This window comes from Gammaproteobacteria bacterium (assembly GCA_028817225.1).
In the GTDB taxonomy this organism is placed as follows: Bacteria; Pseudomonadota; Gammaproteobacteria; order Poriferisulfidales; family Oxydemutatoraceae; genus Oxydemutator.
This window is the reverse complement of sequence record JAPPQC010000010.1, coordinates 1-24,873: the sequence shown is the minus strand read 5'-3', so window position 1 is coordinate 24,873 and position 24,873 is coordinate 1. Positions and strand designations below refer to the sequence as shown.

Annotated in this window: 17 protein-coding genes; 12 read left to right on the top strand and 5 right to left on the bottom strand. The window is 64.8% G+C overall.

The annotated features are described in order from the left end of the window. Nucleotides 1-4 precede the first annotated feature (4 nt). The 3 genes from OXU50_00865 to OXU50_00855 all read left to right on the top strand — a co-directional run bounded on the left by OXU50_00865 (nt 5) and on the right by OXU50_00855 (nt 4,486). Nucleotides 5-3,112: a PD-(D/E)XK nuclease family protein gene (locus tag OXU50_00865; GenBank protein ID MDD9868442.1), complete on the top strand. Its 3,108-nt coding sequence runs from the start codon at nt 5-7 to the stop codon at nt 3,110-3,112. A 171-nt stretch (nt 3,113-3,283) separates the two neighbouring features. Continuing rightward, a complete protein-coding gene (locus OXU50_00860; GenBank protein ID MDD9868441.1) occupies nt 3,284-4,039 on the top strand; it encodes a DUF3108 domain-containing protein in 756 nt (251 codons plus the stop codon). A gap of 30 nt (nt 4,040-4,069) precedes the next feature. After that, nucleotides 4,070-4,486, top strand: coding sequence for a VOC family protein (locus tag OXU50_00855; GenBank protein MDD9868440.1), 417 nt, complete (start codon nt 4,070-4,072; stop codon nt 4,484-4,486). Between the two features lie 238 nt (nt 4,487-4,724). Here OXU50_00855 and OXU50_00850 read toward each other — a convergent pair whose 3' ends face one another. From OXU50_00850 to OXU50_00830, 5 genes are all read right to left on the bottom strand, one after another. Next, nucleotides 4,725-5,324: a hypothetical protein gene (locus OXU50_00850; protein ID MDD9868439.1), complete on the bottom strand. Its 600-nt coding sequence runs from the start codon at nt 5,322-5,324 to the stop codon at nt 4,725-4,727. Between the two features lie 301 nt (nt 5,325-5,625). Then, complete coding sequence (locus tag OXU50_00845) at nt 5,626-6,222, bottom strand: hypothetical protein (protein ID MDD9868438.1); 597 nt, start codon at nt 6,220-6,222, stop codon at nt 5,626-5,628. Between the two features lie 373 nt (nt 6,223-6,595). Continuing rightward, on the bottom strand, nt 6,596-7,183 hold the full coding sequence (locus tag OXU50_00840; protein ID MDD9868437.1) for a hypothetical protein: 588 nt from the start codon (nt 7,181-7,183) through the stop codon (nt 6,596-6,598). Nucleotides 7,184-7,407: 224 nt separating this feature from the next. After that, nucleotides 7,408-12,651: a hypothetical protein gene (locus OXU50_00835; GenBank protein MDD9868436.1), complete on the bottom strand. Its 5,244-nt coding sequence runs from the start codon at nt 12,649-12,651 to the stop codon at nt 7,408-7,410. 220 nt (nt 12,652-12,871) lie between these two features. Next, nucleotides 12,872-14,653 carry a long-chain fatty acid--CoA ligase gene (locus tag OXU50_00830; protein ID MDD9868435.1) on the bottom strand — a complete coding sequence of 594 codons (1,782 nt, stop codon included), beginning with the start codon at nt 14,651-14,653 and terminating at the stop codon, nt 12,872-12,874. Nucleotides 14,654-14,772: 119 nt separating this feature from the next. On the opposite strand from OXU50_00830, the gene OXU50_00825 reads away from it, so the two are divergent. The 9 genes from OXU50_00825 to katG all read left to right on the top strand — a co-directional run. Beyond that, a complete protein-coding gene (locus tag OXU50_00825; protein ID MDD9868434.1) occupies nt 14,773-15,900 on the top strand; it encodes a phosphotransferase in 1,128 nt (375 codons plus the stop codon). 58 nt (nt 15,901-15,958) lie between these two features. Then, nucleotides 15,959-16,633 carry a nucleotidyltransferase family protein gene (locus OXU50_00820; GenBank protein MDD9868433.1) on the top strand — a complete coding sequence of 225 codons (675 nt, stop codon included), beginning with the start codon at nt 15,959-15,961 and terminating at the stop codon, nt 16,631-16,633. Then, complete coding sequence (gene nadC / locus OXU50_00815) at nt 16,630-17,490, top strand: carboxylating nicotinate-nucleotide diphosphorylase (GenBank protein ID MDD9868432.1); 861 nt, start codon at nt 16,630-16,632, stop codon at nt 17,488-17,490. The genes OXU50_00820 and nadC overlap by 4 nt, the downstream gene beginning before the upstream one ends. A gap of 8 nt (nt 17,491-17,498) precedes the next feature. Continuing rightward, on the top strand, nt 17,499-19,088 hold the full coding sequence (locus OXU50_00810) for an ABC transporter substrate-binding protein (protein MDD9868431.1): 1,590 nt from the start codon (nt 17,499-17,501) through the stop codon (nt 19,086-19,088). Continuing rightward, nucleotides 19,085-20,113 carry an ABC transporter permease gene (locus OXU50_00805; GenBank protein ID MDD9868430.1) on the top strand — a complete coding sequence of 343 codons (1,029 nt, stop codon included), beginning with the start codon at nt 19,085-19,087 and terminating at the stop codon, nt 20,111-20,113. Before OXU50_00810 ends, OXU50_00805 begins: the two co-directional genes overlap by 4 nt. Beyond that, entirely contained in the window at nt 20,110-21,030 is a 921-nt protein-coding gene (locus OXU50_00800; GenBank protein ID MDD9868429.1) for an ABC transporter permease, read from the top strand. The genes OXU50_00805 and OXU50_00800 overlap by 4 nt, the downstream gene beginning before the upstream one ends. Nucleotides 21,031-21,097: 67 nt before the next feature. Beyond that, nucleotides 21,098-21,940, top strand: coding sequence for an ABC transporter ATP-binding protein (locus tag OXU50_00795; GenBank protein ID MDD9868428.1), 843 nt, complete (start codon nt 21,098-21,100; stop codon nt 21,938-21,940). Between the two features lie 151 nt (nt 21,941-22,091). After that, nucleotides 22,092-22,811 carry an ABC transporter ATP-binding protein gene (locus OXU50_00790; protein ID MDD9868427.1) on the top strand — a complete coding sequence of 240 codons (720 nt, stop codon included), beginning with the start codon at nt 22,092-22,094 and terminating at the stop codon, nt 22,809-22,811. 254 nt (nt 22,812-23,065) lie between these two features. Next, a partial coding sequence (gene katG / locus OXU50_00785) for a catalase/peroxidase HPI (protein MDD9868426.1) occupies nt 23,066-24,873 on the top strand: 1,808 nt, incomplete at its 3' end.

Genomic DNA, 24,873 nt, shown 5'->3' with positions numbered 1-24,873 from the left:
CGCCTTGCCCTGTCTCGTTGTCCCGTGCCGCCGCGACGCGGCGGCGGCGTGCGCCGAAGCGGTTCTCGCCGACTTCAACGAGCGGCTGCCCGACCTGGGCGCCGCCGTCATTCTGCTGCCCGAGGCGCTGCACCACATCAAGCCGCAGTTTGTTGAACTGCGAAACCGCCTGCTGGAAGGCGCGCGCGAACGCGGCCACGACGCGCTGATTGCGCCGGTCATCTCGACGCCGCGGCAATTGTTTATGCAGCGGTTCATGCACGCGCGCAAGATGCCGAAACCGCACGAACTGAAACTGCTGCTGGCCGGCGCGCTGGAAGAACACCCCGGCCTGTTTCCGCCGGGCAGCGTCTGGCAACTGGCCGGCGAGTTGCTGCGTTTCTTTGATGAAGTCAGCGAACTCGACGAGGCGCGCAAGGCCGGCGGCAAACTCCTTGAAGACCATCTGGCGCGCCTTGACCGCCAGGTCTGGAGCGCCGAGACGGAAATGCTGCTGACGCTGTGGCGCGCCTGGCGCGAACTGTTTGACAATGACAGTGATGCCGGAGACTTCACCGACGCCGGCGCCGCATACCGCGGCGAACTGCTGCGCGGCGGCCTGCTGGACGACGGCGAACACGCCTACCTGTGCGGCCACGACCGGCTGACGCCGTGCCAAACCGTGTGGGCGCGCAAACTGCACGAAGAAGGCCGCCTGACGCTGCTGGTCAACGCCGACTTGTCAGCCGCCGTGGCGGACGGCGAGCCGACCGCCGGGCCGGACAACAAACAATCGCCCACCCCCCGCTACCCCGCGCCCGCCGTCGCCATGCTGAAGGATGTGACGGGCGAAACACCACCGGCGTCGGCGAACAGCGGCAGCAGTGACAACGGCAACGCCAGCAGCAATAACAGCAACAGCGGCAACGATGACAGCGCCAATAACGGCAATGGCGACAGCAACAACGCCGGCAACCTGTCGGCCATGCTCGACCAAATCTTCTGCACAAATGACACGCCGCTGGCCGAACGCGCACGCGAAACCTCGCGCCGTTTTCCGGCAAGCCCGCTTACGCGGCGGCTGCGCATCTTCAGGCCGCGCACGCTGGAGGAACACGCCTGGGGCGTTTATCTGGCGGTGCGCCAATGGCTTGCCGAAGGCAAGACCGTCGGCATCGTCAGCCTCGACCGGCGGCTGACGCGCCGCCTGCGCGCGGTGTTTGAACGCCACCGCCTGTCGCTCTACGACGCCTCCGGCTGGGAACTGTCCACCACCAGCAGCGCCGGCGCGCTGCACAGCCTGCTGCAAGCGGCGGACGCCGACTGCGCGGCGCGCGAAATACTGGCGCTGATGCGCTCGCCGTGGTGCGACTATGCCGCCGTCTGCAAACACGCGCCCGCGGCGGCGTGGCGCATTGAGGATGCAATGTTCAAATGGGAGCGCCCGCCGCGAACAACCAGCGACTGGCTCAGCCGCCTGCGCGAACAACGCGGCGGCGAAGACGACGCGGCGCTCGCGCGGCACATCGCCGGCATCACCGCCGGCCTGCGCGAACTCGCCGCGCCCGGCGACCGCGACCGCGCCAAAGGCGCGGAACACGCCGAACGCCCATTCGCCGAATACGACGAACGCCTGTCGGCGGCGATGGACGCGCTCGGCATGACGCAAAAATTCCGCGCCGACGCCGCCGGCGAACGCCTGCTGAAAGAACTGGAACAAACCCGCGACGCCGCCGCCGCGCAGACCGCGCGCGGCCCCTTCCGCGCATGGCGCAACTGGCTTTCGCACAACCTGGAAAGCGCCAACTTCATCCCGCCGGCGCCGGACAGCGGCGTCGCGCTGATGAACCTGCGCCAAAGCCGTCTGGCGCGGTTTGACGCGCTGGCCGTCGTCTCGCTCGACAAACAGCACCTGCCGGCGCCGCCACGCCCCGGCCTTGTGGACGAGAAAATCCGCCGCGAACTCGGCCTTGAAACGCGCGAGATGCGCGAGGCGTTTCAGTTTCACCTGTTCCGGCGCCTGCTTGAAAGCACCGGCGCCGTCGTGCTGAGTTGCCAGCAAAACGCCGGCGACCGCGCCGTTGAACCGTCGCCGTGGCTGAGCGCCATCAACGACTTTCACCGCCTCGCCTACGGCGGCGGTCTTGACGATGAAGCGCTGGCAGACCGCGCGCGGCGTCTTCCGCAAACGGCGTCATCCGCGAACGGCGCGAACGGCGCGAACGGCGCAAATGCCGCGCCCAACTGCGGCCTTGAAGTGCGACTGCAAACCAGGCCGGCGCCGGCGGCGCCGCCCGATGCGTGGCCCAAGGCTCTCAGCGCGTCGGCGCACAAAACGCTGATGGAATGCCCGTACCGTTTCTTCGTGCGCTACGGCCTGCGAATCCGCGAGCGGCGCGAAAGCGGCGATTACTGGAAACCGGCGGAATACGGCACACAACTGCACCGCTGCCTGCAAGCGCTGAACACCGACCTGCCCGGCCTGCCGGGGCCGCTGAACAAGCCGTGGACAAACACGCACCTTGAAGACGCGCTGACCCTTGCGCGCGACATCGTAAAAGCCGTCTTCGCCGAAGCCGCCGGCGCCAACCGCGCCAACCGCCACCTGCACGCCGAGGCGCTGGACGCCGTTGAATACTATGTGCGCTGGATGATCCGGCGCTTCGGTGCGGAGCCGTCGCCGGCGCTTGAAACCGAGCACGAACAACAGAAAACGCTGGACGGCGGCCCGGCCATCGGCGGCAAACTCGACCTGGTGGCCGCCGCATCGTCGGGCCGCCAGGTGGTGGACTACAAAAGCGGAAAACTGCCGGGGCCGGGCGAGATTGACAAGGGCGAGGATGTTCAACTGTCGCACTACGCGCTGCTGGAAGAAGACGCACACACTGTTCTTTACCTGGGGCTGGGGCGCGAGAAGAAACACCTGGAACGCAAGGGCGGCGCACTCAATCAATGCCGCGACAACGCACGCGAACGCCTGCTGGCAATGCACCGCGACTTCATCAACGGCGCCCCGCTGCCCGCATGGGGCGAGGAAAAAAGCGCATGCAAACACTGCACCTGCGAGGGCCTGTGCCGCCGCCCGGCATGGAAGGCGTACCAAAGTGATGTGCGGCAGGCGCAAAAGGAATAACACCGGCAATGCCGCAGGCGCTGCGCGCAGCACTGAAACAATAATGACGCCGGCAATGCCGCAAACAATACAACGCGCACCGAAAGAATGACATCGGCAGTGCCGCAAACACCGCGCCGCGCAATGACGCCGGCAACATCACCGGCGCCACGCCGCGCACAAACAACGCCGGTGGCACGGGCGGCGTTGTGGAGAGCGCCGCTGGCCGGCATTCTGCTGTGCATCGCCGCCGCCGCGCACGCCGGCGGCCTTGCCGACACCGGTTTCAGCGCGCAATACGCGGTCGGCCTGCCGAACATGATTGTCGGCAACATCCGCATCACCGTCTCCGCCGAAAACGGCGAAATCCTGTATCACAACGCCACCACGCCGCAAGGCGTTATCACCAGTTTGCTCAGCCCGGCGCTGACAACCTGGTCGCGCATCCGCCGCGACGGCGCGCGCCTGCGCCCGCTGGAATACGACTACCGCATCAAGAACCGCCCCGCCAGAACACAACACCTGCTGTTTGATTGGCAACGGCGCCTCGCGGCGGTCGAGAAAGAAGGCAAGACTTACGAACTGCCGCTTGAAGACGGCCTTATGGATGAAAACACGCTGCAACTGCAACTGATAGAAGACGCCGCCGCCGCACGCGCCGAGCCGTTCGACCGCACCTACCGCCTGCTGTCCAACGGCAAACTCAAAACCCGGCGCTTTGCCGGCGCCGGAACCGAAACCATCGAAACCGCCCTCGGACGCTTCCACACCATCCGCATCGAAAGAATCCGCCGCGGCAAAACCGACCGCGTGCTGTGGCTAAGCCCCGAACACCATTACCTGCCCCTGAAAATAGAGAGACTTGACGACGGGCGCGTGCGCCAGCGGATGTTGGTGCGGGCGGTGCGTATTGGCGGAGTTGGAACGGGCGACGCACGGCAGCCATAAGCGGCAGTTGACACCTGAGAACCAACAGCAATGAAAATCAAACTGGAAAGCGTCCCTGTTTCCGATTTGGACAAGGCGCTGGCGTTTTATGTGGATGTGCTGGGCTTTGTCAAAAAGCGCGATATCCCGATGGGCGATACGCGGTATGTGACCGTGGTGTCGCCCGATGAACCGCACGGTGCCGAGTTGATACTGGAGCCCAGCGGCGAGCATCCGGCGACCCGGGCGTACAAGCGGGCGCTTTATGACGAGGGTATTCCGCTGACCGCGTTTTTGGTGGATCATGTCGAGTCCGAATACGCGAGATTGAAGGCGCAAGGCGTCTCGTTTCGCGCCGGCCCGGCGTTATGCGGCGATGTAATAACCGCCGTGTTTGACGACACATGCGGCAACCTGATTATGATTTATCAGGCCGCCGATGAACTTGACGGCGAGGGCAAAGCATAACGCACCCCGCCTTCCCGCATTGTGTGTTTGCCCGGAGCACCGAGTCAGGCAAATGGGAAAGTGTCTTCTTTATTCATGGTGATTCCTCCTGCCAGCAAAGTATATCGCCATCAGCCAACAGTAGTGAACCCGGCGGCAAGCCCGTATAAACTTGAATAAAAAAAGGCCGCGCTTCCGGCGGGAGCGCGGCCTTTGGGCGGGGTTGTTTTGGCGGGCTTGCGACTGGTATGGGCCAGCCTTAACTGGCGTGGCCGACGTTGACGGTGCTGCTGCTGCTGTCAAAAGCGCCCACTGCGGCGGCGATGCCGACGCCGACGCCGGCGGCCGCACCCGCGACAACACCGGTGATTGTTCCGGCAACCAGGCCAACAGCCGCCACGCCCGCCATGACGCCGGTCAATGTAGCCATGGCGCCAGTGCTGCTCCCTAATGCTGCAAAGCCAACAAACACTGAGCCGGTTCCAACGCCCAGCATGGCGCCGATTTTCGCAAAAAAGAGTCCCACAGTCCCGACCGATATCAGGATTTCACCACCGGCGATTTCCTCCAGTTGCTTCTCGGTTATTCTTTCCAACTCGCACTCCAGTTCCGGAAAGTACGGCACGACGACATTCATTTCATCGGCGGTGTTTTGTGCATAAACCACCTTGAAATTTTCAAATTGCGTCAGTTTCTCCTCGGCCTCGGCGCGTGCTTCCGGCGTCGTGTCCGGATGCGTCAGGCTCTGCCCGATAATGACGGCTGCAATTTCATTGCTCAGCGGGATGGAGACGCCGGGTTTGGTCTGGAGAGACTTCACCATCCCCCCACGAGGGCTGTTCGCCGACTGTGTGTCCATTTTCTGCCTCCTTCACAGTAAATTATCATTGTTTCAACTGCGGCTGCCGGGCGGGGTGGCCCGCAACCGCAACGCCATCATACTACACCACAGCTCACCCCCGATGAAAAGCATGACAAAGGTTTCTGAACGCCCCCGCCCGCATTGGTTTTTCGCGGTTCTGTCCGCCAATGCCGGTGCGGGCGTTCCCAGCCCGCTGCGCCCGGCGAACGGCAGGCAATAAAAAGGCCGCGCTTCCGGCGGGGAGCGCGGCCTTTGGGCGGGGTTGTTTTGGCGGGCTTGCGACTGGTATGGGCCAGCCTTAACTGGCGTGGCCGACGTTGACGGTGCTGCTGCTGCTGTCAAAAGCGCCCACTGCGGCGGCGATGCCGACGCCGACGCCGGCGGCCGCACCCGCGACAACACCGGTGATTGTTCCGGCAACCAGGCCAACAGCCGCCACGCCCGCCATGACGCCGGTTACCGTACCATAGGTTACCATACCTGCTGTGGTAGCGCCAACCATAAAAACCGACGTCACGGAGCCGGCGCCCAGCATGGCACCGATTTTCGCAAAAAAGAGTCCCACAGCTCCGAGCGAGATGGCGATTTCACCACCGGCGATTTCCTCCAGTTGCTTCTCGGTTATTTTTTCCAACTCGCGCTCCAGTTCCGGAAAGTGCGGCACGACGACATTCATTTCATCGGCGGTGTTTTGTTTATAAACCACCTTGAACTTGTCAAATTGAGCCAGTTTCCCCTCGGCCTCGGCGCGTGCTTCCGGCTTTGTGTCCGGATGCGTCAGCCCCTGCCCGATAATGACGGCTGCAATTTCATTGCTCAGCGGGATGGAGACGCCGGGCCTGGTCTGAAGAGACTCCCTCCCCCCACGAGGGGTGTTCGTTGATTGTGTGTTCATTCTCTGCCTCCTGTGCACTCTGCCTCCTGTGCAGCAAATTATCGTTAATCCAACTGCGGCTGCCCGGCGGGGTGGCCTCGCAACCGCAACGCCATCATATTACACCACATCGCCCGACCAATGAAAAGCATGACAAAGGTTTCTGAACGCCCCGCCCGCATTGGTTTTTCGCGGTTCTGCCCGCCAATGCCGGTGCGGGCGTTCCCAGCCCGCTGCGCCCGGCGAACGGCAGGCAATAAAAAGGCCGCGCTTCCGGCGGGAGCGCGGCCTTTGGGCGGGGTTGTTTTGGCGTGCTTGCGGTTAGCGGGTGGCAACCCTTGCCGGCGAAGCCGGCATTGACATTGCCGCCGCCGGCAAAATGCCCGTAATGCCCTTAACTGGCGTGGCCGACGCTGACGCCGCTGCCGCCGCCGTCAAAAGCGCCCACTGCGGCGGCGATGCCCACACCGACGCCGGTGGCAACAGCCGACACACCAAGGGCGACGTTCCCGGCAATCAGGCCAACAGCCGCCACGCCCGCCAAGACGGTGGTTACAGTTGTTAAACCTGTTGTCGCTGCAGCACTTACGCCAACTGTCAGGGAGCCAACGCCCAGCATAACGCCAATTTTCGCAAAAAAGATCCCTACAGAACCGACAAAGATGACGACTTCACCGCCGGCGATTTCATCCAGTTGCTGCTCGGTTATTTTTTCCATCTCGCACTCCAGTTCCGGAAAATACGGCACGACGACATTCATTTCATCGGCGGTGTTTTGTGCATAAACCACCTTGAAGTTCTCAAATTGCGCCAGTTTCCCCTCGGCCTCGGCGCGTGCTTCCAGCTTTGTGTCCGGATGCGTCAGCCCCTGCCCGATAAAGACGGCTGCGATTTCATTGCTCAGGGGAATGGAGATGCCGGGCCTGGTCTGAAGAGACCTGCCCCCCTCCATAGAGGGTTGTTTCATTGGTTGTTTTTCCATTTTTCTGCCTCCCGACAGTAAATCATCGTTGATATTCAACTGCGGCTGCCCAGCGGGGTGCCTCGTAACCGCAACGCCAGCATACTACACCATATCACACGGCCAATGAAAAGCATGACAAAGGTTTCTGAACGCCCCGCCCGCCCGTGTTTTTCCTGAATTGGCCGCCGCCTGCCCCGGCAGCAATGCCAACGCCAATACCGGTGACTACAACCGCCGTCCGGTCAGGGAATAACGGCGCCTTCGAGGAAGACGCGAATCCGCACCGGCATGCCCACCCGGGTATTCACCGGCACCTGCACGCGATAGTCGGCGGCGGCAACGGCGCGGGTGACGCTGCCGCCGCCGGCGCCCACGGTCGGTGTTTCGCCGAGGGTAACGGCCAGCGTCTGTTCGGGGTCGCCGGCGCCGGTCGAACCGCTGCGCGGCAGGGCAAGCGTGAGGGCGGCGGTGGTGCTGCCGGCCATGATGACAACGGCGCCGCTCCGGTCGCCTGCGGCGACATTGTAATCGCCGCTGCCGGTTACGCTGTAAGGCACCTCAATGTCCGCCGCCGAGCCGCTGGATGCGCCGCTCAGGGCAACGATGAAATCAACCGACTCGCCCGCGTTCACCGGCTCGGCGCCGTCCGTGCGGGCGATGCTGTAAGTAACCGGGTCGTTGTCGGTGATGGTAACGCCGTGCGCATCGGGGGGCACGATGGCGCCGCCGGCGGCGGTGGCGGCGGCCCGGTGGGCCGGGGCGATGCCGAGGGCGAGGGTGAAGCGCTCGTCAGCCTCGTTCAGGTTGTCGTCCGCAACGCTGATTGAAAAAGTCTTGTCGGTTTCCGAACCGGTGAATTCCAGCGTGCCGCCGGGCGGAACGGCGCCGCCGATGAAATCGGCGGCAGCCGGGGCCGGATTGCCTGCGGCGTAAGCCCAGGTAATGGTCAGCGTGGAGCCGTCGGCGATGGCGGGGCCGGTGCGTTGCACCGTGTAGGTGGCGGACGCGCCCTCGCCGATGCCGGTGACCGGGTTGGTAAAGGCGATGATGTGATCAGCGGAGACATTGGCGATGTTCGCCCGGGCTTCACGGCGGGGTTGATTGGAGTAGAGATTGACCGTGGTCGCGCCCACGCGCGGGGTGGCGCCGGTCAACTCCACAACCAGTTCTTCATTCCCGCCTTCGTCCAGGTCATCAAAGCGCGCGAGAATTCTGAACCTGGCGGTTTGCCGCCCCGCCGGAATCAGAACGCCGCCGGAGGCCAGGCTGAGGGCGTCCGAAATACTGACGGGCGCGCCGTCGCAGTCGGTGACGCCGGCGATATCCGGACCGCTTCTGTCGGTGTTGGCGGGCGTTTGCTGCGAAAAGACGCTCACATCAAATCCGGCGCAAATCGCTCCGTCGCTGATTCCCCGTAATCCGCCACGGACAATGTGTTCAACCTCAAACTCAATATATCTGCCCTCGCTCACCGTCCTCCGGGCCACCGTGCCGCGTTGGCTTTGTTGGCTTTCAATGAATTGGACGCGGGATCCATCGTTGCCGCCAATGAAGTCTGTTACCGAGAACAACCCGGCGTGCAGACCCGGCACGGCAATTGCGCCGCCGCCACGGGGGTTGCTGAGGGTAATGATGAAATATTCATCCGCCTCGTTCACATTTTCGTTGACGATGTTGAGGGGTATATCCACCGTGCGCTGTCCGGCGGGAATGCTGGCCGTGCCGTTGGTGGCGGAAAAATCGGCAGATGACGCCGAACCTTGTGTCGTCACAGGGGGAAAGGAAAAGGCCCAATCCACTTCCACCGGAGCGGTGGTAACGACTCTCTCGGGGAAACTGACCGTGAATTTGTTGTTGTTAGACACCCCCTCAAAGAAGCCAAAGACGCCGCGAGGCGGCACGGTAATCTGCAAAGTCACCGGGTGGTCACTCTCGCCGATGGTTACGGCAACGGCGGCGGGAAGGCTGATGCCGGTGATGCCGGCGCCGCCGCCGCCGGGGTTGCTGAGTGTGAAGGTCAATGTTTCGGCGGCCTCGCTCAGGACGTCGTCGTTGATGGCGACGCGGATGGTCTGGCTGCCGGTGGCGTTGAAACTCAGGGCGCCGTCGGTGTCGGCGCCGCTGACGGTGTAGTCGGCGGTGGTGATGCCGGCGCCACCGATGGCCCAGTCCACGGTCGCCGCCGGGCCGGGCGCGTTTCCGGCGAGGGCAACGGTGAAGACCACGGTGTCGCCTTCGTCGGCGGCGGCGTTGTCCACGGAGACGCTGAAGGCGCGGTCGGCGTCCACGAAATTCACCGCCACCTGCGCGCGATGGTCGGCGGCGTCGGCGGCGCGGGTAACGCTGCCGGCGCCTGCGCCCACGCTCGGCGGTTCGCCGAGGGCAACAGTCAGCGTCTGGTCGGGGGCGTCGTCGCCAAGCGAATCGCTGCGCGGCAGCGCAAGCGTGAGGGCGGCGGCAGTCGTGCCGGCGGCGATGACAACCATGCCGCTTCGGTCGTCGGCGGCGACATTGTAATCGCCGCTGCCGGTTACGCTGTAAGACACCTCAATGTCCGCCACCGAACCGGAGGAAGCGCCGCTCAGGGCAACGATGAAATCAACCATCCCGGCTTCGTCCACCGGCCCGGCGCCAACGCGGGCAATGCCGTATGTAACCGGGTCGCTCTCGGCAATCGTGAAAGTCTGCGCGCCGCCGCTTGTCACTGCAGCCGCGCCGTGCGCGCCGGTGATGTTGTTGGCCGGCGTATTGACAACGAAAGTCTCCGCCGCTTCATTCAGATTGTCGCTGACGATGGGAATAGCCAGCGAACCAATCGGCGGGTTGGTGTTGGCGGCGATGGTGATGGAGTCGGTGAAGGTTCCCAGATCCGCGCCCGCGCCGGAGAGAACGGCGTCCACATCACCGGTGGCGGCGGTGGCGGTAACCTGGCCGGCCCAGGTTATCCGGATGTCTCTGCCCGGAATCGCGCCGAGGTTCACATTAACCACCGCATCGCCGCCCTCGCTGACGGCGCTGGTGGCGGTAACGCGGACGGCAATCGGGTCGTCGTCGGCAATCGCAACGGTGTGCGTGCTCGGCACAAGGACGCCGCCTTCGGTAACAACGGCGGCGGCGGCGGACGGGTGCACATTGAAGAGGATGGTGAAGGTCTCGCTGGATTCGTTCAGGTTGTCGCCCGCAATGCCGATGGCAAAGGTGTCTGTGTCTTTGCCGCCGCTGAAAGTCAGCGTGCCGCGCGGCAAACCGCCACCGCTGAAATCGGCGGCCACGGCGGTGCCCGCAGTTACCGCCCATGCAATTTGCAGGTCATTGCCGCTCATGATGTCCGGGCCGGCGCGGGTCATCGTGTAAATGGTGTCGGTGTCGGCGTCGGTCTCGTCAATGCCGGTGGCCGGGCTTCCCAGCCTGAAAATATGCGAGACATCCACAAAATTCACCTCCGCCTGCGCGCTCTGGCCGGCGCCGGCGGCGCGGGCAACGCTGCCGCCGCCGGCGCCCACAGTCGGTGTTTCGCCGAGGGTGACGGTCAGCGTCTGGTTGGGGTCGCTGTCGCCAAGCGTGCCGCTGCGCGGCAGGGCGAGGGTAATCATCGCGGCGGTGCTGCCGGCCATGATGGCAGCCGTGCCGCTCTGGTCGTCGGCGGCGACATTGTATGCGCCGCTGCCGGTTACGCTGTAAGGCACTTCAATGTCCGCCGCCGAACCGCTGGATGCGCCGCTCAGGGCGACGATGAAATCAACCCGAAGGCCCTCGTTCACCGCGCCGCTGTCGTCCGCGCGGACGATGCTGTATGTCATCGGGTCGCTTTCGGCAATCGTGAAGGTCTGCGTGCCGCCGCTTGCCACTGTCGCCGTGCTGTACGCGCCGGTGATGCTGCCGGCCAGTGTATTGACGACGAAAGTCTCCGCCGCTTCGTTCAGATTGTCGCTGACAATCGGAATGGTCAGCGAACCAATCGGCGGGTTGGTGTTGGCGGCGATGGTGATGGAGTCGGTGAAGGTTCCCAAATCCGCGCCCGCCCCGCTGAGCGTGGCGTCCACATCATCGGTGGCGGCGGTGGCGGTGATTTGGGTGCTGTATGCAATACGAATCTCCCGGGTCGGAATCGCGCCGAGATTCACATTGACCACGGCGTCATCGCCCTCGCTGACAGCGGTGTCGGCGGCAACTGTGACGGCAATCGGGTCGTCGTCGTTGATGGCAACGGTGTGTGCGCCGGGCACGGTGGCGCCGCCTGCGGCGTTGGCGGCTTCCAAATCCGCAACGCTGAGGATAAGTGTGAACCGCTCGTCAGGCTCGTTCAAATTGTCATCGGCAACGGCGATTGAAAAGGTCTTGCTGGTGTCCGAGCCGGTGAATTCCAGCATGCCGCCGGCTGGAACGGCGCCGCCCGTGAAATCGTTGGCAGCCGGGGCCGGGTCGCCTGCGGCGTAGGCCCAGGTGATGGTCAGCGTGGAGCCGTCGCTGATGTCGGGGCCGGTGCGGGTAACGGTGTAAATGGCGGCGGGCGCACCTTCGCCGATGACGGCGGTCGGGGTGGTGAAGGCGAAGTTGTGAGCGTTGTTGAAATTGGCGATGAACACGCGAATGGTGCGGTTGGCCGTCCTGCCGGGGGGAAATACCAGGCCTGTGCCGGCCCGCCTGGTGACGCCGGTAATCTCCACCACCAATTCTTCATTCCCGACCTCGTCCAGACCGTCAAAGAGCACGGGAATACTCAAATCGGCGGTTTGCCGCCCCGCCGGAAACAGGAAACCGCCGGCGGCCCTGCTGTCTGCGTTAGAAATACTCACGGGATTGCCGTCGCAATCGGTGATTCCGCCAATGTCCGGGCCGCTGGCAGCGTTGTTCCGGGGTGTTCTCTGGGAAACGACCGAAGTCTGGAATGAAACGCAAATCGGCCCGCCGCTGATTCCTGTGCCCCTGGGGAAGATGCGTTCAAGCCGAAACCTGAACCTGGCGGAATTCTTCTCGGTAACCGTGCCCGGCCCGATGCGATTCCATTCGACTCGGGCACGATCGCTCTGGTCAATAAAGCTGTTGGCCGAGAAGCGCGTAGCGTGCAGCCTCGGCGCGGCGCCTGCGCCGCCGCCGCGGGGATTGCCGAGGGTAACGATGAATTCCTCTGTCGCCTCGTTCACATTGTCGGCAACGGAAGTGATGGGAAGAGTTACCGACTTCATTCCGGCGGGAATGCTGACCGTGCCGTTGGTGGAGGGGAAGTCGGCGGCGGAAGCCGGATTCACCGATTCCGAGGCGGCGGGAAAGGAAATGGCCCAATCCGCTTCCACTGGAGCGGTGGTGGCAACATTCTCGTCAAAACGCACGGTGAAGTTGACGGGGCTGCCCTCAGATGGCGGGAAGAAGCCGAAGTCGGGCACTGTAATCTCAAGGGTCACCGGGCTTTGCGCGTAAGACGCCATCGGCGCCAACACAAACAACGCGGCCAGCAGCAATCGCGCCAGCCGCGCGCAGCGGCGCACACGCCGCCGCCTGTGGCGCCGGCAGACTGAAGAATCGGCGCAAGACGGCGACGGCAACAGGCTTATGTCAGCAGGGGGGGGGGGGGGGGGTATATGGTATGAACAAAAGTATGCAAAACGGCTTTCATGGCGGAAGACCCCGGCCCGTGTTCAACGGCGAGGGCGGAGTATAACATGCGCCGCCTTCCCGCATTGATTATTCCACGCCCCCGCGCCTGCCTCAATAACCACGATATGCCCCCTCAATCTCCTCCGCATAACACTCCGCAATGCGGTGCCGTTTCAGTTTCAATGTCGGCGTCAGCAAGCCGTTGTCCACCGTCCACGGTTCGCGCAGCAAAACCACGCGGCGCACGCGCGCATAAGACGCCGAACCCGACAATCTCGCGCGAACGCGCTTCATCGCCTCGGCCTCCAGGCCCTCGGTGTCTTGCGGATAACGCTCAATCACCTCGTCCGCCAGCACCAGCAGCGCGACCAGAAAAGGGCGGCCCTCGCCGTGCACCATCGCCTGCGCGAACCAGGCGTCGGCCAGCAGCGCGTGTTCCATGTCGGCGGGCGGCGCCTTCTCGCCGTTTGCCATCACGATGATCTCCTTCAGCCTGCCGATGATGTAAAGACGCCCGTCCTCGTCCATGCGCGCCTGGTCGCCGGTGTGCATCCAGCCTTCCCCGTCCAGCGCGTGCGCGGTCGCCTCCGGGTTGCCCCAGTATTCGCGCATCACATAGCGGCTGCGCGTCAGCAGTTCGTTGTTGTCGCCGATGCGAACCTCAACGCCGTCAATCGGCACGCCGATGCTGTCGGCGGGGCCGCCGGGCCAATTGACCGAAACCACCGGCCCGGTCTCGGTCAGGCCGTAACCCTGGTAAACCGGCACGCCGAGCGCCGTCAGCGTGCGCCCGATGTCAGGCGGCAGCGCGGCGCCGCCGCTCAGCGCGTAACGCAGACGCCCGCCAAGATTGCGCCGGAAATCGCGCGCGACCAGCGCATCAAACAGCGGCCACAGCAACCGGCACAGCAGCGCCAGCGGCGAAGAACCCGAACGCCGCCAGCCGACGGCGACGGCGGCGTCAAACACCCGCCGCAGATACGCCGGACGCTCTTCCAGCGCGGCCTGCAAACGGTTGTACACCTGCTCGTAAATCCTCGGCACTGAAACCAGCACAGTCGGCCTGAGCGTCAGCAAATCCTCTTTCAACTGCTGAATGGAACGCGCATACGCCACTTGCGCGCCTATCATCATGCTCAGGTAGTAGCCGACGGTTCGCTCGAATGTATGCGACAGCGGCAGAAACGACAGAAACAAATTGTCCGAACCGATGTAGTGAACGAAGTCGCTGGTCGCGGCGACATTGCCCAGCAGGTTCCCGTGCGTCAGCACAACGCCCTTGGCCGGGCCGGTCGTGCCCGATGTATAAACAATCGTCGCCACATCGCCCGGCACGGGCGGCGCGGCGCCGACATCATCCAAATCGCCATCTCCTCCCGGCGTGAACTCACCGGCGGCGGGCACCGCCACCGCGTTGCGCGGCGGCGGCTGGCGCGGTTCGCCGGTTACGATGATGCGTTGCAGCGGCGCGAGTATCTCCGGCTTGGATTGCAGTCTCTCCAGACGCACCGGGTCCGCCACCAGCACCTTGGCGCCGGAATTGGCCAGAATGTAGCCGACATTCTCGGCGCTGTCGTGGCTGAACGCCGGCACGCTGATCAGTCTCATGCCGAGCAGCGCCTGGTCGAACGCCACCCAGTCCACGCCGTTCGGCAGCATGACGGCGACGCGCTCGCCCGCTTGCAGCGCCTCGCGCGCCAGCACGCGCCGCCGCGACGCCGCCAGCGCCGCCATGTCGCGCCAGGTGTAGTGCCGCCATGTTCCGGTGAGCGCGTCAAACTGCCGGTAGGCGACGGCATCGCCCGACAGCCGCACGCGCTCGGCAAACAGGCCGCACAAAGTGCCCGCCTGCCGCCCGGAAATCCGCGGCTCACCGCCGCTGATTGCGTCCATCACCTTTGCGCCGCCGTTTGCGCCGGTTTGTCGTTGTTCATATTGTCCATTTCTCCCGTCCCGTGCAGAACCCCGCAAATCAATTTATCATACATGCCGACGGGCAACCGTTGGGCACAATGGACGAGCGACACGCACTGCTGCGCGGCTGGCTGCAACAAACACTCGGCAGCGGCTTCACAATGGCCGCGCTGACGGGCGATGCGAGTTTCCGGCGCTACTTCCGGGTCGCGCTGCAAGACCGCAGCCTGATGGCCGCCGATGTGCCGCCGGACAAGGAAGACATCCGCGACTTCACGCGGGTAACGCAAAAACTTGAAGACGCCGGCGTGCGTGCGCCGCACATCCACGCCGCCGACCATGCAAACGGATGGCTGCTGCTGGACGACTTCGGCGACACCACCGGCCTGAAAGCGCTGTCACGCGACAATGCCACCGGCAATGCTCTCGGCAACGCCACCGACAATGGCCCCGGCAGCGCGCCCGCCAACGCCACCGTCAACGCCGATGTCTTCTACCGCCGCGCGATCAACGAACTGGTCAAGGTGCAGCAGGCCGACAGCCGCGGCCTGCCCGATTACACCCACTCGCTGCTGGTGCAGGAGATGTGCCTGTTCACCGACTGGTACTGCGACACCCACCTGCAATGCGGCCTGACCGAAAGCCAACACGCCGCCTTCGGACGCGAGTTTGAACAACTGGCGCAGGCGGCGCGCGCGCAGCCGCAAGTCTTTGTGCACCGCGATTACCATTCGCGCAATTTGATGGTGCTGGATGCGGGCGCCGGCGCCGGCGCAAACACCGGCGCAAACACAAACGCCGGCGCAAGCACAAACGCAAACGCAGGCGCAAACGCGGGCGCAGACGCAAACATCACCCTCGGCGTCCTCGACTACCAGGACGCCGTTGTCGGCCCGGTAACCTACGACCTCGTGTCGCTGCTGAAAGATTGTTACATCGTCTGGCCCGAAGCGCGGCGGCGCGACTGGATGCGCTATTACCTTGAACGCCGCCCGGCGAACGCCGACGCCGACACCTTCACAAGATGGTTCGACTGGATGGGCATACAGCGCCACCTGAAAGCCATCGGCATCTTCGCCCGCCTGCACCACCGCGACGGCAAAAGCGGCTACCTGAACGACATCCCGCGCATCCTCGCCTACATCACCGAAAGCCTTGAACGCTACCCGGAACTCAACGGCCTGCGCCGCCTGATGTCGCAACTGCCGCCGCCGCGCACACGATGAAGACGATGATGGGCGGCCACGCCGCACCGCAGCCATCAAACCGAACACCGCGCACACCATGAAAGCGATGATACTGGCCGCCGGGCGCGGCAAGCGCATGAGGCCGCTGACCGACCGCACGCCGAAGGCGCTGCTGGAAGTCGGCGGCAAGGCGCTGATTGAACACCACCTTGCGCGCCTGCGCGCGGCGGGCGTCGCCGAGGTTGTCATCAACATCGCGCACCTGGCCGAAGCGATACGCTCGCGCCTCGGCGACGGCGCGCGCTACGGCCTGCACATCCGCTACTCGGACGAAACCGGCGGCGTGCTGGAAACCGGCGGCGGCATCGTCCGCGCGCTGCCGCACCTCGCCGACGGCGACGACGATGTGTTCCTCGTCATCAACGCCGATGTGTTCACCGACTACGCGGTGCGGCGCCCCGAACTCGGCGACGACCACGCGCACCTGGTGCTGGTGAACAACCCGCCGCACCGCCCGCACGGCGACTTCCTGCTGAACGGCCAGCGCCTGTGCCGCGAACACGGCACGCCGCTGACATTCAGCGGCATCGGCTATTACCGGCGCACGCTGTTCAGCGAACTGCCGGACGGACACAACGCCAACCCCGCGCCGCTCGCGCCGCTGCTGGAACAGGGCATCGCACAAAACCGCATCAGCGGCGAACATTACCGCGGCCTGTGGGCCGACATCGGCACCCCGCAACGCCTTGAAGAAATTCGCCGACACCAATGAAACTGCGCCCCAATCACTGCCCCGAACCGCTGCGCCGCGCCGTTGCCGACAACGCGCGCGCGGCCATTGCCGAAGACCTGGGCGGCGGCGACCCCAGCGCCGCGCTGCTCGACGCCGCCGCGACCGGCGAGGCGCTCATCATCAGCCGCGACAACGCCGTGCTCGCGGGCCGTTTCTGGGTGGACGAAGTCTTTCGCCAGGTGAACGCGGCCATCCGCGTCGCGTGGCGCAAGCAGGACGGCGAACGCATCGCCCCCGGCGATACAGTGTGCGCCGTGCGCGGCCCGCTCGCCGCCATTGTCAGCGGCGAACGCAGCGCGCTGAACCTGCTGCAAACGCTGTCCGGCACCGCCACCGCCACCGCCCGGCATGTCGCGCGCATCGCCGGCGCGAAATCCATCGTGCTCGACACGCGCAAGACACTGCCGGGCCTGCGCCTCGCGCAGAAATACGCCGTCGTCTGCGGCGGCGGGCGCAACCACCGCCTTGACCTCGCGGGCGGCATCCTGATCAAGGACAACCACATCCGCGCCTGCGGCTCCATCGCCAACGCCGTGCAGCGCGCGCGCGCGCAAGATGCAAGCAGCCGCATTGAAGTTGAAGCCGAAACAGCGGACGAAGTGCGCGAAGCGCTGAAAGCGGGCGCCGACATCATCCTGCTCGACAACTTCGCACCCGCCAACATCCGCGACATGGTCAAACTCATCAATGGCCGCGCCGAAACCGAAGTCTCCGGCAACATCACCCTTGACGGCCTCCCCGCCATCGCCGCCGCCGGCGCCGACTACATCTCAATCGGCGCACTGACCAAACACCTGCACGCAGTGGACTTCTCACTGCAACTGCCGCCGGAGTAATCGCGCCGATGACATTCCGTGCCCGGCTTGCGGCGCTTGCCGTCGCATTGTTCTGCGCCGCCGCAGCGCACGCCGGCACGCCGCCGGACACGCTGGTTATTGCCGACAAGCTGGATGACATCGTGTCGCTCGACCCCGCCGAGAGTTTTGAGTTTTCCGGCAACGACCTGCTCAACAATGTCTATGACACGCTGATAGAACTCGACCCCGACGACCTCGGCCCGCTGAAACCGGGGCTGGCCGAATCGTGGGCGCTGGCGGGCGACGGCGTTACCTACACTTTCCGCATCCGCAACGGCGCGCGCTTTCATTCCGGCAACCCGGTTACCGCGCACGATGCCGCGTGGTCGCTGCGCCGCGCAATCCTTCTCGACAAGACGCCGGCCTTCATCCTGAAACAATTCGGCTTCACCGCCGCCAACGCCGCCGACAAAATCCGCGCCGACGGCGAACACCGACTGACCCTCATCACCGACAAACCCTACGCGCCGTCGCTGTTCTACAACTGCCTGACGGCGGCGGTCGCGTCCGTTGTGGACCGCAAGCAGGCGCTGGCGCACGAGCGCGACGGCGACCTCGGCCACGGCTGGCTCAAGACGCACACCGCAGGCTCCGGCGCCTACCACCTGCGCCTTTACAAACCCGCCGACAGTTACCTGCTGGAAGCCGCGCCCAACCACTGGCGCGGCGCGCCGCCGCTGGCGCGCGTGTTTGTGCGCCACATCGCCGAACCGGCGGCGCAGCGCCTGCTGCTGGAAAGGGGCGATGTGGACATCGCCCGCAAGTTAAGCACGCTGGACATCGTCGGCGTCGCCGCGCACCCGCAAGTGCGCGTTGTCTCCGAGGGGCGCGGCCTGATCATCTATCTGTCGCTGAACCAGAAAGTCGCGCCGCTGAACCACCCGAAAGTGATTCAGGCGTTCAAGTATCTGGTGGATTACGACGGCATGGTCAGCACCTTCCTGCGCGACAGTTACGAGGTGCGCCAGGGTTTCGTGCCCGGCGGTTTCATCGGCGCGCTCGACTGGAAGGAACGCCCCTACCGGCTGAACATCGCAAAGGCGCGCGCGCTGCTGAAAGAAGCCGGCGTCGGTGAGTTCAGCGTGCGGCTGTCGGTGCGCAACGAGCAGGAGCGGCTGGAGATTGCCCAGTCATTGCAGAACACGCTGGCGCAGGCCGGCATCACCGCGCACCTGCGCGTCGCCACCGGCAAGGAGATACTCGGCGAATACCGCGCGCGCAAACACCAGGTTTATCTCGGCGCGTGGGGGCCGGACTACGCCGACCCGCACACCAACGCCGACACTTTCGCGCGCAACCCCGACAACCGCGACGACGCCCGGCTGAGCGGCATACTGGCATGGCGCAACGCCTGGCCCGCGACGGAAGTCTCCACAAGAACCGACGCCGCGATGTTTGAGCAAGACATTGAAAAACGCCGCCTGCTGTATGAGGAAAGCCAGCGCATACATCAGCGCGTGGCGCCGTTTGTGCCGATGTTTCAGCGGATTGAGCCGACGGCAATGCGCGTAGGCGTCAAGGGCTTCTCGGCGGGCGGCGCCATTCATTCCGCGTTCTACTGGAAAACGACGAAGTGAAACGCGCATTGCGCCGCCTGATTGCGCTGGCGGCAACGCTGGCCGCGACCTTCATCGGCCTGCTGGCCGTTACCTTCATCATTGGCCGCGTGATTCCGGTGGACCCGGTGCTGGCCATCCTCGGCGAGCGCGCAAGCGCCGAACAAATTGAAGCCGCGCGGCGCGCGCTGGGCCTGGACGAACCGGTCTGGGTGCAGTTTGCGATTTACCTGCGCGACGCATTCAGCGGCGACTTCGGCACATCGCTGCTCACCGCCAACCCGGTGCTGACCGACATCGCGCGCGTGTTCCCGGCCACGCTGGAACTGGCCACCATCGCAACGCTTATCGGCGTGCTGTTCGGCATTCCCGCGGGCGTGCTGGCGGCGTCGCGGCAGGGCGGCCTGGCCGACCACATCGTGCGCTTCGCCGGACTTGTCGGCTATTCCATGCCGGTGTTCTGGCTCGGCCTGATGGGGCTGCTGGTGTTCTACGGCCACCTCGGCTGGGTCGGCGGCCCGGGGCGGCTCGACGCCGCCTACCAGTTGCAGTTGGAACTGGAAGTGCCGCAGACCACCGGCGCGATACTGATAGACACCGCGCTCGCCGGCGCGTGGGACATCTTTGCCAACGCGCTGGCGCACATCGCGCTGCCGGCGTCGGTGCTGGGCTACTATTCGCTGGCGTTCATCAGCCGCATGACGCGCTCGTTCATGCTGGAGCAGTTGTCGCAGGAATACATCACCACCGCGCGCGTCAAGGGCGTGCCGGAAGTGCGCGTGGTGTGGGTGCACGCGCTGCGAAACGCCGCGGTGCCGCTGATTACCGTCATCGCGCTGACTTACGCCAACCTGCTGGAAGGTTCGGTGCTGACCGAAACGGTGTTCGCGTGGCCGGGGCTTGGGCTGTACATCACCAACGCGCTGTTCTCCGCCGACCTGGCCGCGGTGATGGGCGGCACGATAGTCGTCGGCGCCGTTTTCATTTTCCTGAACCTGCTGTCGGACAAACTCTACCGCCTCGCCGACCCGAGGGTGCGCCGATGAACGCGCCGATGAAACCCTCGCTGCGCGACTACCTGCTCGACCCCAACCCGGCATCGCGCCGGCAGGCGCGGCTTGGGGAATGGTGGCGCGGGTGGCTGGCGTTGTCGCGCAATCCGCTGAGCGTGTTCGGGCTGCTGATTGTCGCCGCGCTGGTGCTGATGGCCGCCGCCGCGCCATGGCTGGCGACGCACGACCCGCTGGCGCAGGCGCTGCACAACCGGCTGCTGCCGCCGGGAACGGCGGGGCACTGGCTTGGCACCGACGAGTTCGGGCGCGACATCTGGAGCCGCCTGGTGCACGGCGCGCGCATCACCTTTTACATTGTCGCGCTGGTGGCGCTTACCGCGCCGCTGTTCGGCCTGGCCGTCGGCGCCGTCGCCGGTTATTTCGGCGGCGTGGCCGACACCGTGCTGATGCGTGTCACCGACATCTTTCTCGCGTTTCCGCGGCTGATACTGGCGCTGGCGTTTGTCGCCGCGCTGGGGCCGGGCGTTGAAAACGCGGTGCTGGCGATTGCGCTGACGGCGTGGCCGCCGTACGCACGCGCCGCGCGCGCCGACACGCTGACGGTGCGCCATTCGGACTACATCGCGGTGGCGCGTTTGCAGGGCGCGGGTGCGGCGCGCATTCTGTTGTCGCACATTGCGCCGATGTGCGTGCCGACAACCGTTATCCGGATGACGCTCGACATGGCCGGCGTGATACTGACCGCCGCCGGCCTCGGCTTTCTCGGCCTCGGCGCGCAGCCGCCGACGCCGGAATGGGGGCTGATGATTGCGTCCGGGCGCAAGTTTCTGTTTGAGTACTGGTGGGTGGCGACGATACCGGGGCTTGCCATCTTTCTGGTGTCGCTCGGCTTCAACCTGCTGGGCGACGGCCAGCGCGATTTGCTTGATCCGCGCAGGGCGGCGCAATGAAGTTGCTGGAAGTCAGCAAACCGCCAGGCCCGCGCAGCGCGCCGCCCGGCCAGCGCAAGACGCCGCAATGAGCCTGCTGGAAGTGCGCGACCTGCGCGTTACCTTTGACGCCGCGACCGGGCCGGTGGATGCGGTGCGCGGTGTTTCATTTGCGTTGGGGCGCGAGCGGCTTGGCATTGTCGGCGAGTCCGGCAGCGGCAAGACGATGACCGGCCTTGCCATTCTGAAACTGGTGCGCCCACCCGGACGGGTGGCGGCCAAACGCATACTGTTTGACGGCCACGACCTGCTCGCCGCCAATGAGCGGCAAATGCGCGCGCTGCGCGGGCGGCGCATTGCGATGGTGATGCAGGACGCCAAATACTCGCTGAACCCGGTGATGCGCGTCGGCAAACAACTGACCGAGGGCCTGCGTTTGCGCGGGCGTTCGGGCGAGCGTTTAAGCGCGCGCGCCGCGCGCGAACGCGCGCTGGCGATGCTGGAGGCGGTGCAGATACGCGACGCCGGGCGCGTGTTTCACGCCTGGCCGCACGAACTGTCCGGCGGCATGGGGCAGCGCGTGATGATTGCGATGATGCTGGCCGGCAACCCCGACCTGCTGATTGCCGACGAGCCGACCTCGGCGCTGGATGTGACCGTGCAAAAGGAAGTGCTCGGCATTCTCGACGGCCTGGTGCGCGAGCGCGGCATGGGGCTGGTGTTTATCTCGCACGACCTGCGGCTGGTGTCGCGCTTTTGCGACCGCGTGCTGGTGATGCACCGCGGGCGCGTGCTGGAAGAACTGCACGCGGCGCGCCTTGACGACGCGCGCCACCCCTACACGCGGGGCTTGCTGAATTGTTTGCCGGTGATTGGCGGCGACCGCAAACCGCTGCCAACGCTGGCGCGTGACGCGGACTGGGCGCGATGAGAAGGTGAAGTGAGAGCGGGCGGTTCGGCATTACATGAAACCAACTCTGCTTCGTGAGATTTACTCATTGGCATTGTTGAATACCGCCCACTCTCGCTGAGATAATACCATGAGCACGCCCATCATAGAAGTGGAAAATCTGCGTGTCTCCATGCGCCGCGGCGGGCGCGTTGTGCACGCCGTGCGCGGCGTTTCCTTCCGCGTCGGCGCGCGCGAATCCTTCGGGCTGGTGGGGGAATCCGGCTGCGGCAAGTCCACCGTGCTGCGCGCGATTTGCAATCTGGCGCCGGTTGCCGGCGGCGTTGTCCGCATTGGCGGCGAAGACTGGCGCGGGCGCCATGACCGCGCCTTTGCGCGGCGCGTGCAGATGGTGTTTCAGGACCTGGCCGCGTCGCTGCACCCGCGGCGAACGGTGGACGCGGCGCTGTCGGAACCGCTTGCGATCCACCGCATCGGCGGGCGCGAGCGGCGCGTGCTGCGCGCGCTGGAGGATGTGGCGCTGGATGCGCGTTTGCGTTTTCGCTATCCGCATCAACTGTCCGGCGGGCAGCGCCAGCGCGTGGCCATTGCGCGGGCGCTGATGCTGGAGCCGGACATTCTGCTGCTGGACGAACCGACCTCGGCGCTGGACGCATCGGTGCAAGCCGAAGTGCTGAACCTGCTGACGCGCCTGCGCGCCGAACGCGGCCTGACCTGCCTGACGGTGAGCCACGACCTGGCGGTGATTGATTACCTGTGCGACCGCCTCGCGGTCATGCACAAGGGCCGCGTGGTGGAACAGATGAACCGCCGCGCACTGGCCGACGGCAGCGCGCACAACACCCACACACGAGCGTTGCTGGCGGCAAGCGGCCAACCGGCAGCCGGATGACTTGCCTGCCTGGCCGCGCCGGGACAGGGCCGGGGCCGCACCCCGGCTGTTTCAGCGTTTTCGGCATCGCCCGGGCCTGGAACCCCTGCGCCACAAGGCTTTCACCGGCCCCGCTGCATTCCGGTCAAGCCATCAGCATTGTCCGCGCTATCGGATTGATTGATTTTTCCCGTTGGTAAAATGGCGCGTTTCGGTTAATAGTCATCTGCATTATCCACTCTTATAACTCACTTTCACACCGGAGGAGAAAACCAATGGATGATACCGCCAAATTCAACGAGCCAAAGTGCCCGTTTGCGACCAGCCCCGGGTCGCGCACCAGAGTCAACATCCAGTCCAACAGCGACTGGTGGCCGAACCGGCTGAATGTTAATATCCTGCATCTTCATTCTGAAAAATCCAGCCCGCTGGGCGCGCAGTTCAACTACGCCGACGAATTCCAGAAACTGGATTTTGCCGCCGTCAAGAAAGACCTGTATGCGCTGATGACCGATTCGCAGGATTGGTGGCCGGCAGACTGGGGCCATTACGGCGGCTTGTTTATCCGCATGGCCTGGCACGCTGCGGGCACTTACCGGACATGGGACGGGCGCGGCGGCGCCGGCACCGGCGGGCAGCGTTTTGCGCCGGTCAGCAGTTGGCCCGACAACGGCAACCTGGACAAGGCGCGGCGGCTGTTGTGGCCCGTCAAGCGCAAGTATGGCAACAAAATTTCGTGGGGCGACTTGATGGTCCTGGCCGGCAATTGCGCGCTGGAATCCATGGGCTTTCAAACCTTCGGTTTTGCCGGCGGGCGCGAAGATGTGTGGGAAGCCGAGAACGAAATCTACTGGGGTTCGGAAAACGAATGGCTTGGCGACAACCGTTACAGCGGTGAACGCGACCTTGAAAACCCGCTGGGCGCGGTGCAGATGGGGTTGATTTATGTGAACCCCGAAGGGCCGAACGGCGAACCCGACCCGGTGGCTTCGGGGGTGGATGTGCGCGAGACCTTTGCGCGCATGGCCATGAACGACGAAGAAACCGTGGCGCTGGTGGCCGGCGGCCACACCTTCGGCAAGGCGCACGGCGCCGGCGACCCGGACATGGTGGAGGCGGACCCGGAAGGCGCGCCGCTGGAGCAGATGGGACTGGGCTGGATGAACCGCTTCGGTTCCGGCAAGGGCGCCAGCACCACCACCAGCGGCATTGAAGGCGCATGGAAGCCGAACCCGACGCAGTGGGACAACGGCTACTTCAACATGCTGTTTGGCTACGACTGGGAACTGGTGAAAAGCCCCGCCGGTGCGTGGCAATGGACGGCCAAGGATGTGCGCGAGGAAGATATGATTCCGGACGCGCACGACCCGTCGAAAAAACACCGCCCGATCATGACCACGGCAGACATGTCGCTGCGCTTTGACTCTATTTATGAGCCGATTTCGCGGCGCTATCATCAAAACCCGGAGGAATTCGCCGACGCCTTCGCGCGCGCCTGGTTTAAACTGACGCACCGCGACATGGGGCCGGTGTCGCGTTATCTCGGCCCGGAAATTCCGCAGGAAACGCTGATTTGGCAGGACCCGGTTCCGGCTGTTGAGCACCAACTGGTGGGCGACGGCGAAATCGCCGAATTGAAGAAAAAACTGCTGGCGTCGGGCCTGAGCGTTTCCGAACTGGTGACGACCGCGTGGGCGTCGGCGGCGACTTTCCGCGGTTCTGACAAGCGCGGCGGCGCCAACGGCGCGCGGATTCGGCTGGCCCCGCAAAAGGACTGGGAGGTGAACCGGCCCGAACAACTGGGCAAGGTGTTGCAGAAACTGGAAAGCATTCAGCGGGAATACAGCGGTGCGGCCAACGGCGGCGCAAAAATCTCGCTGGCGGATTTGATTGTGCTCGGTGGTTGCGCCGGCGTTGAGGAAGCGGCGCGGCTTGCGGGGCACAATGTGAATGTGCCGTTTGCGCCCGGGCGCACCGATGCATCGCAGGAGATGACCGATGTGGAATCGTTTGCGGCGCTGGAACCGCGAGCCGACGGTTTTCGCAACTATGTGCGCGGCGGGATGAACTTCCCGGCGGAGGA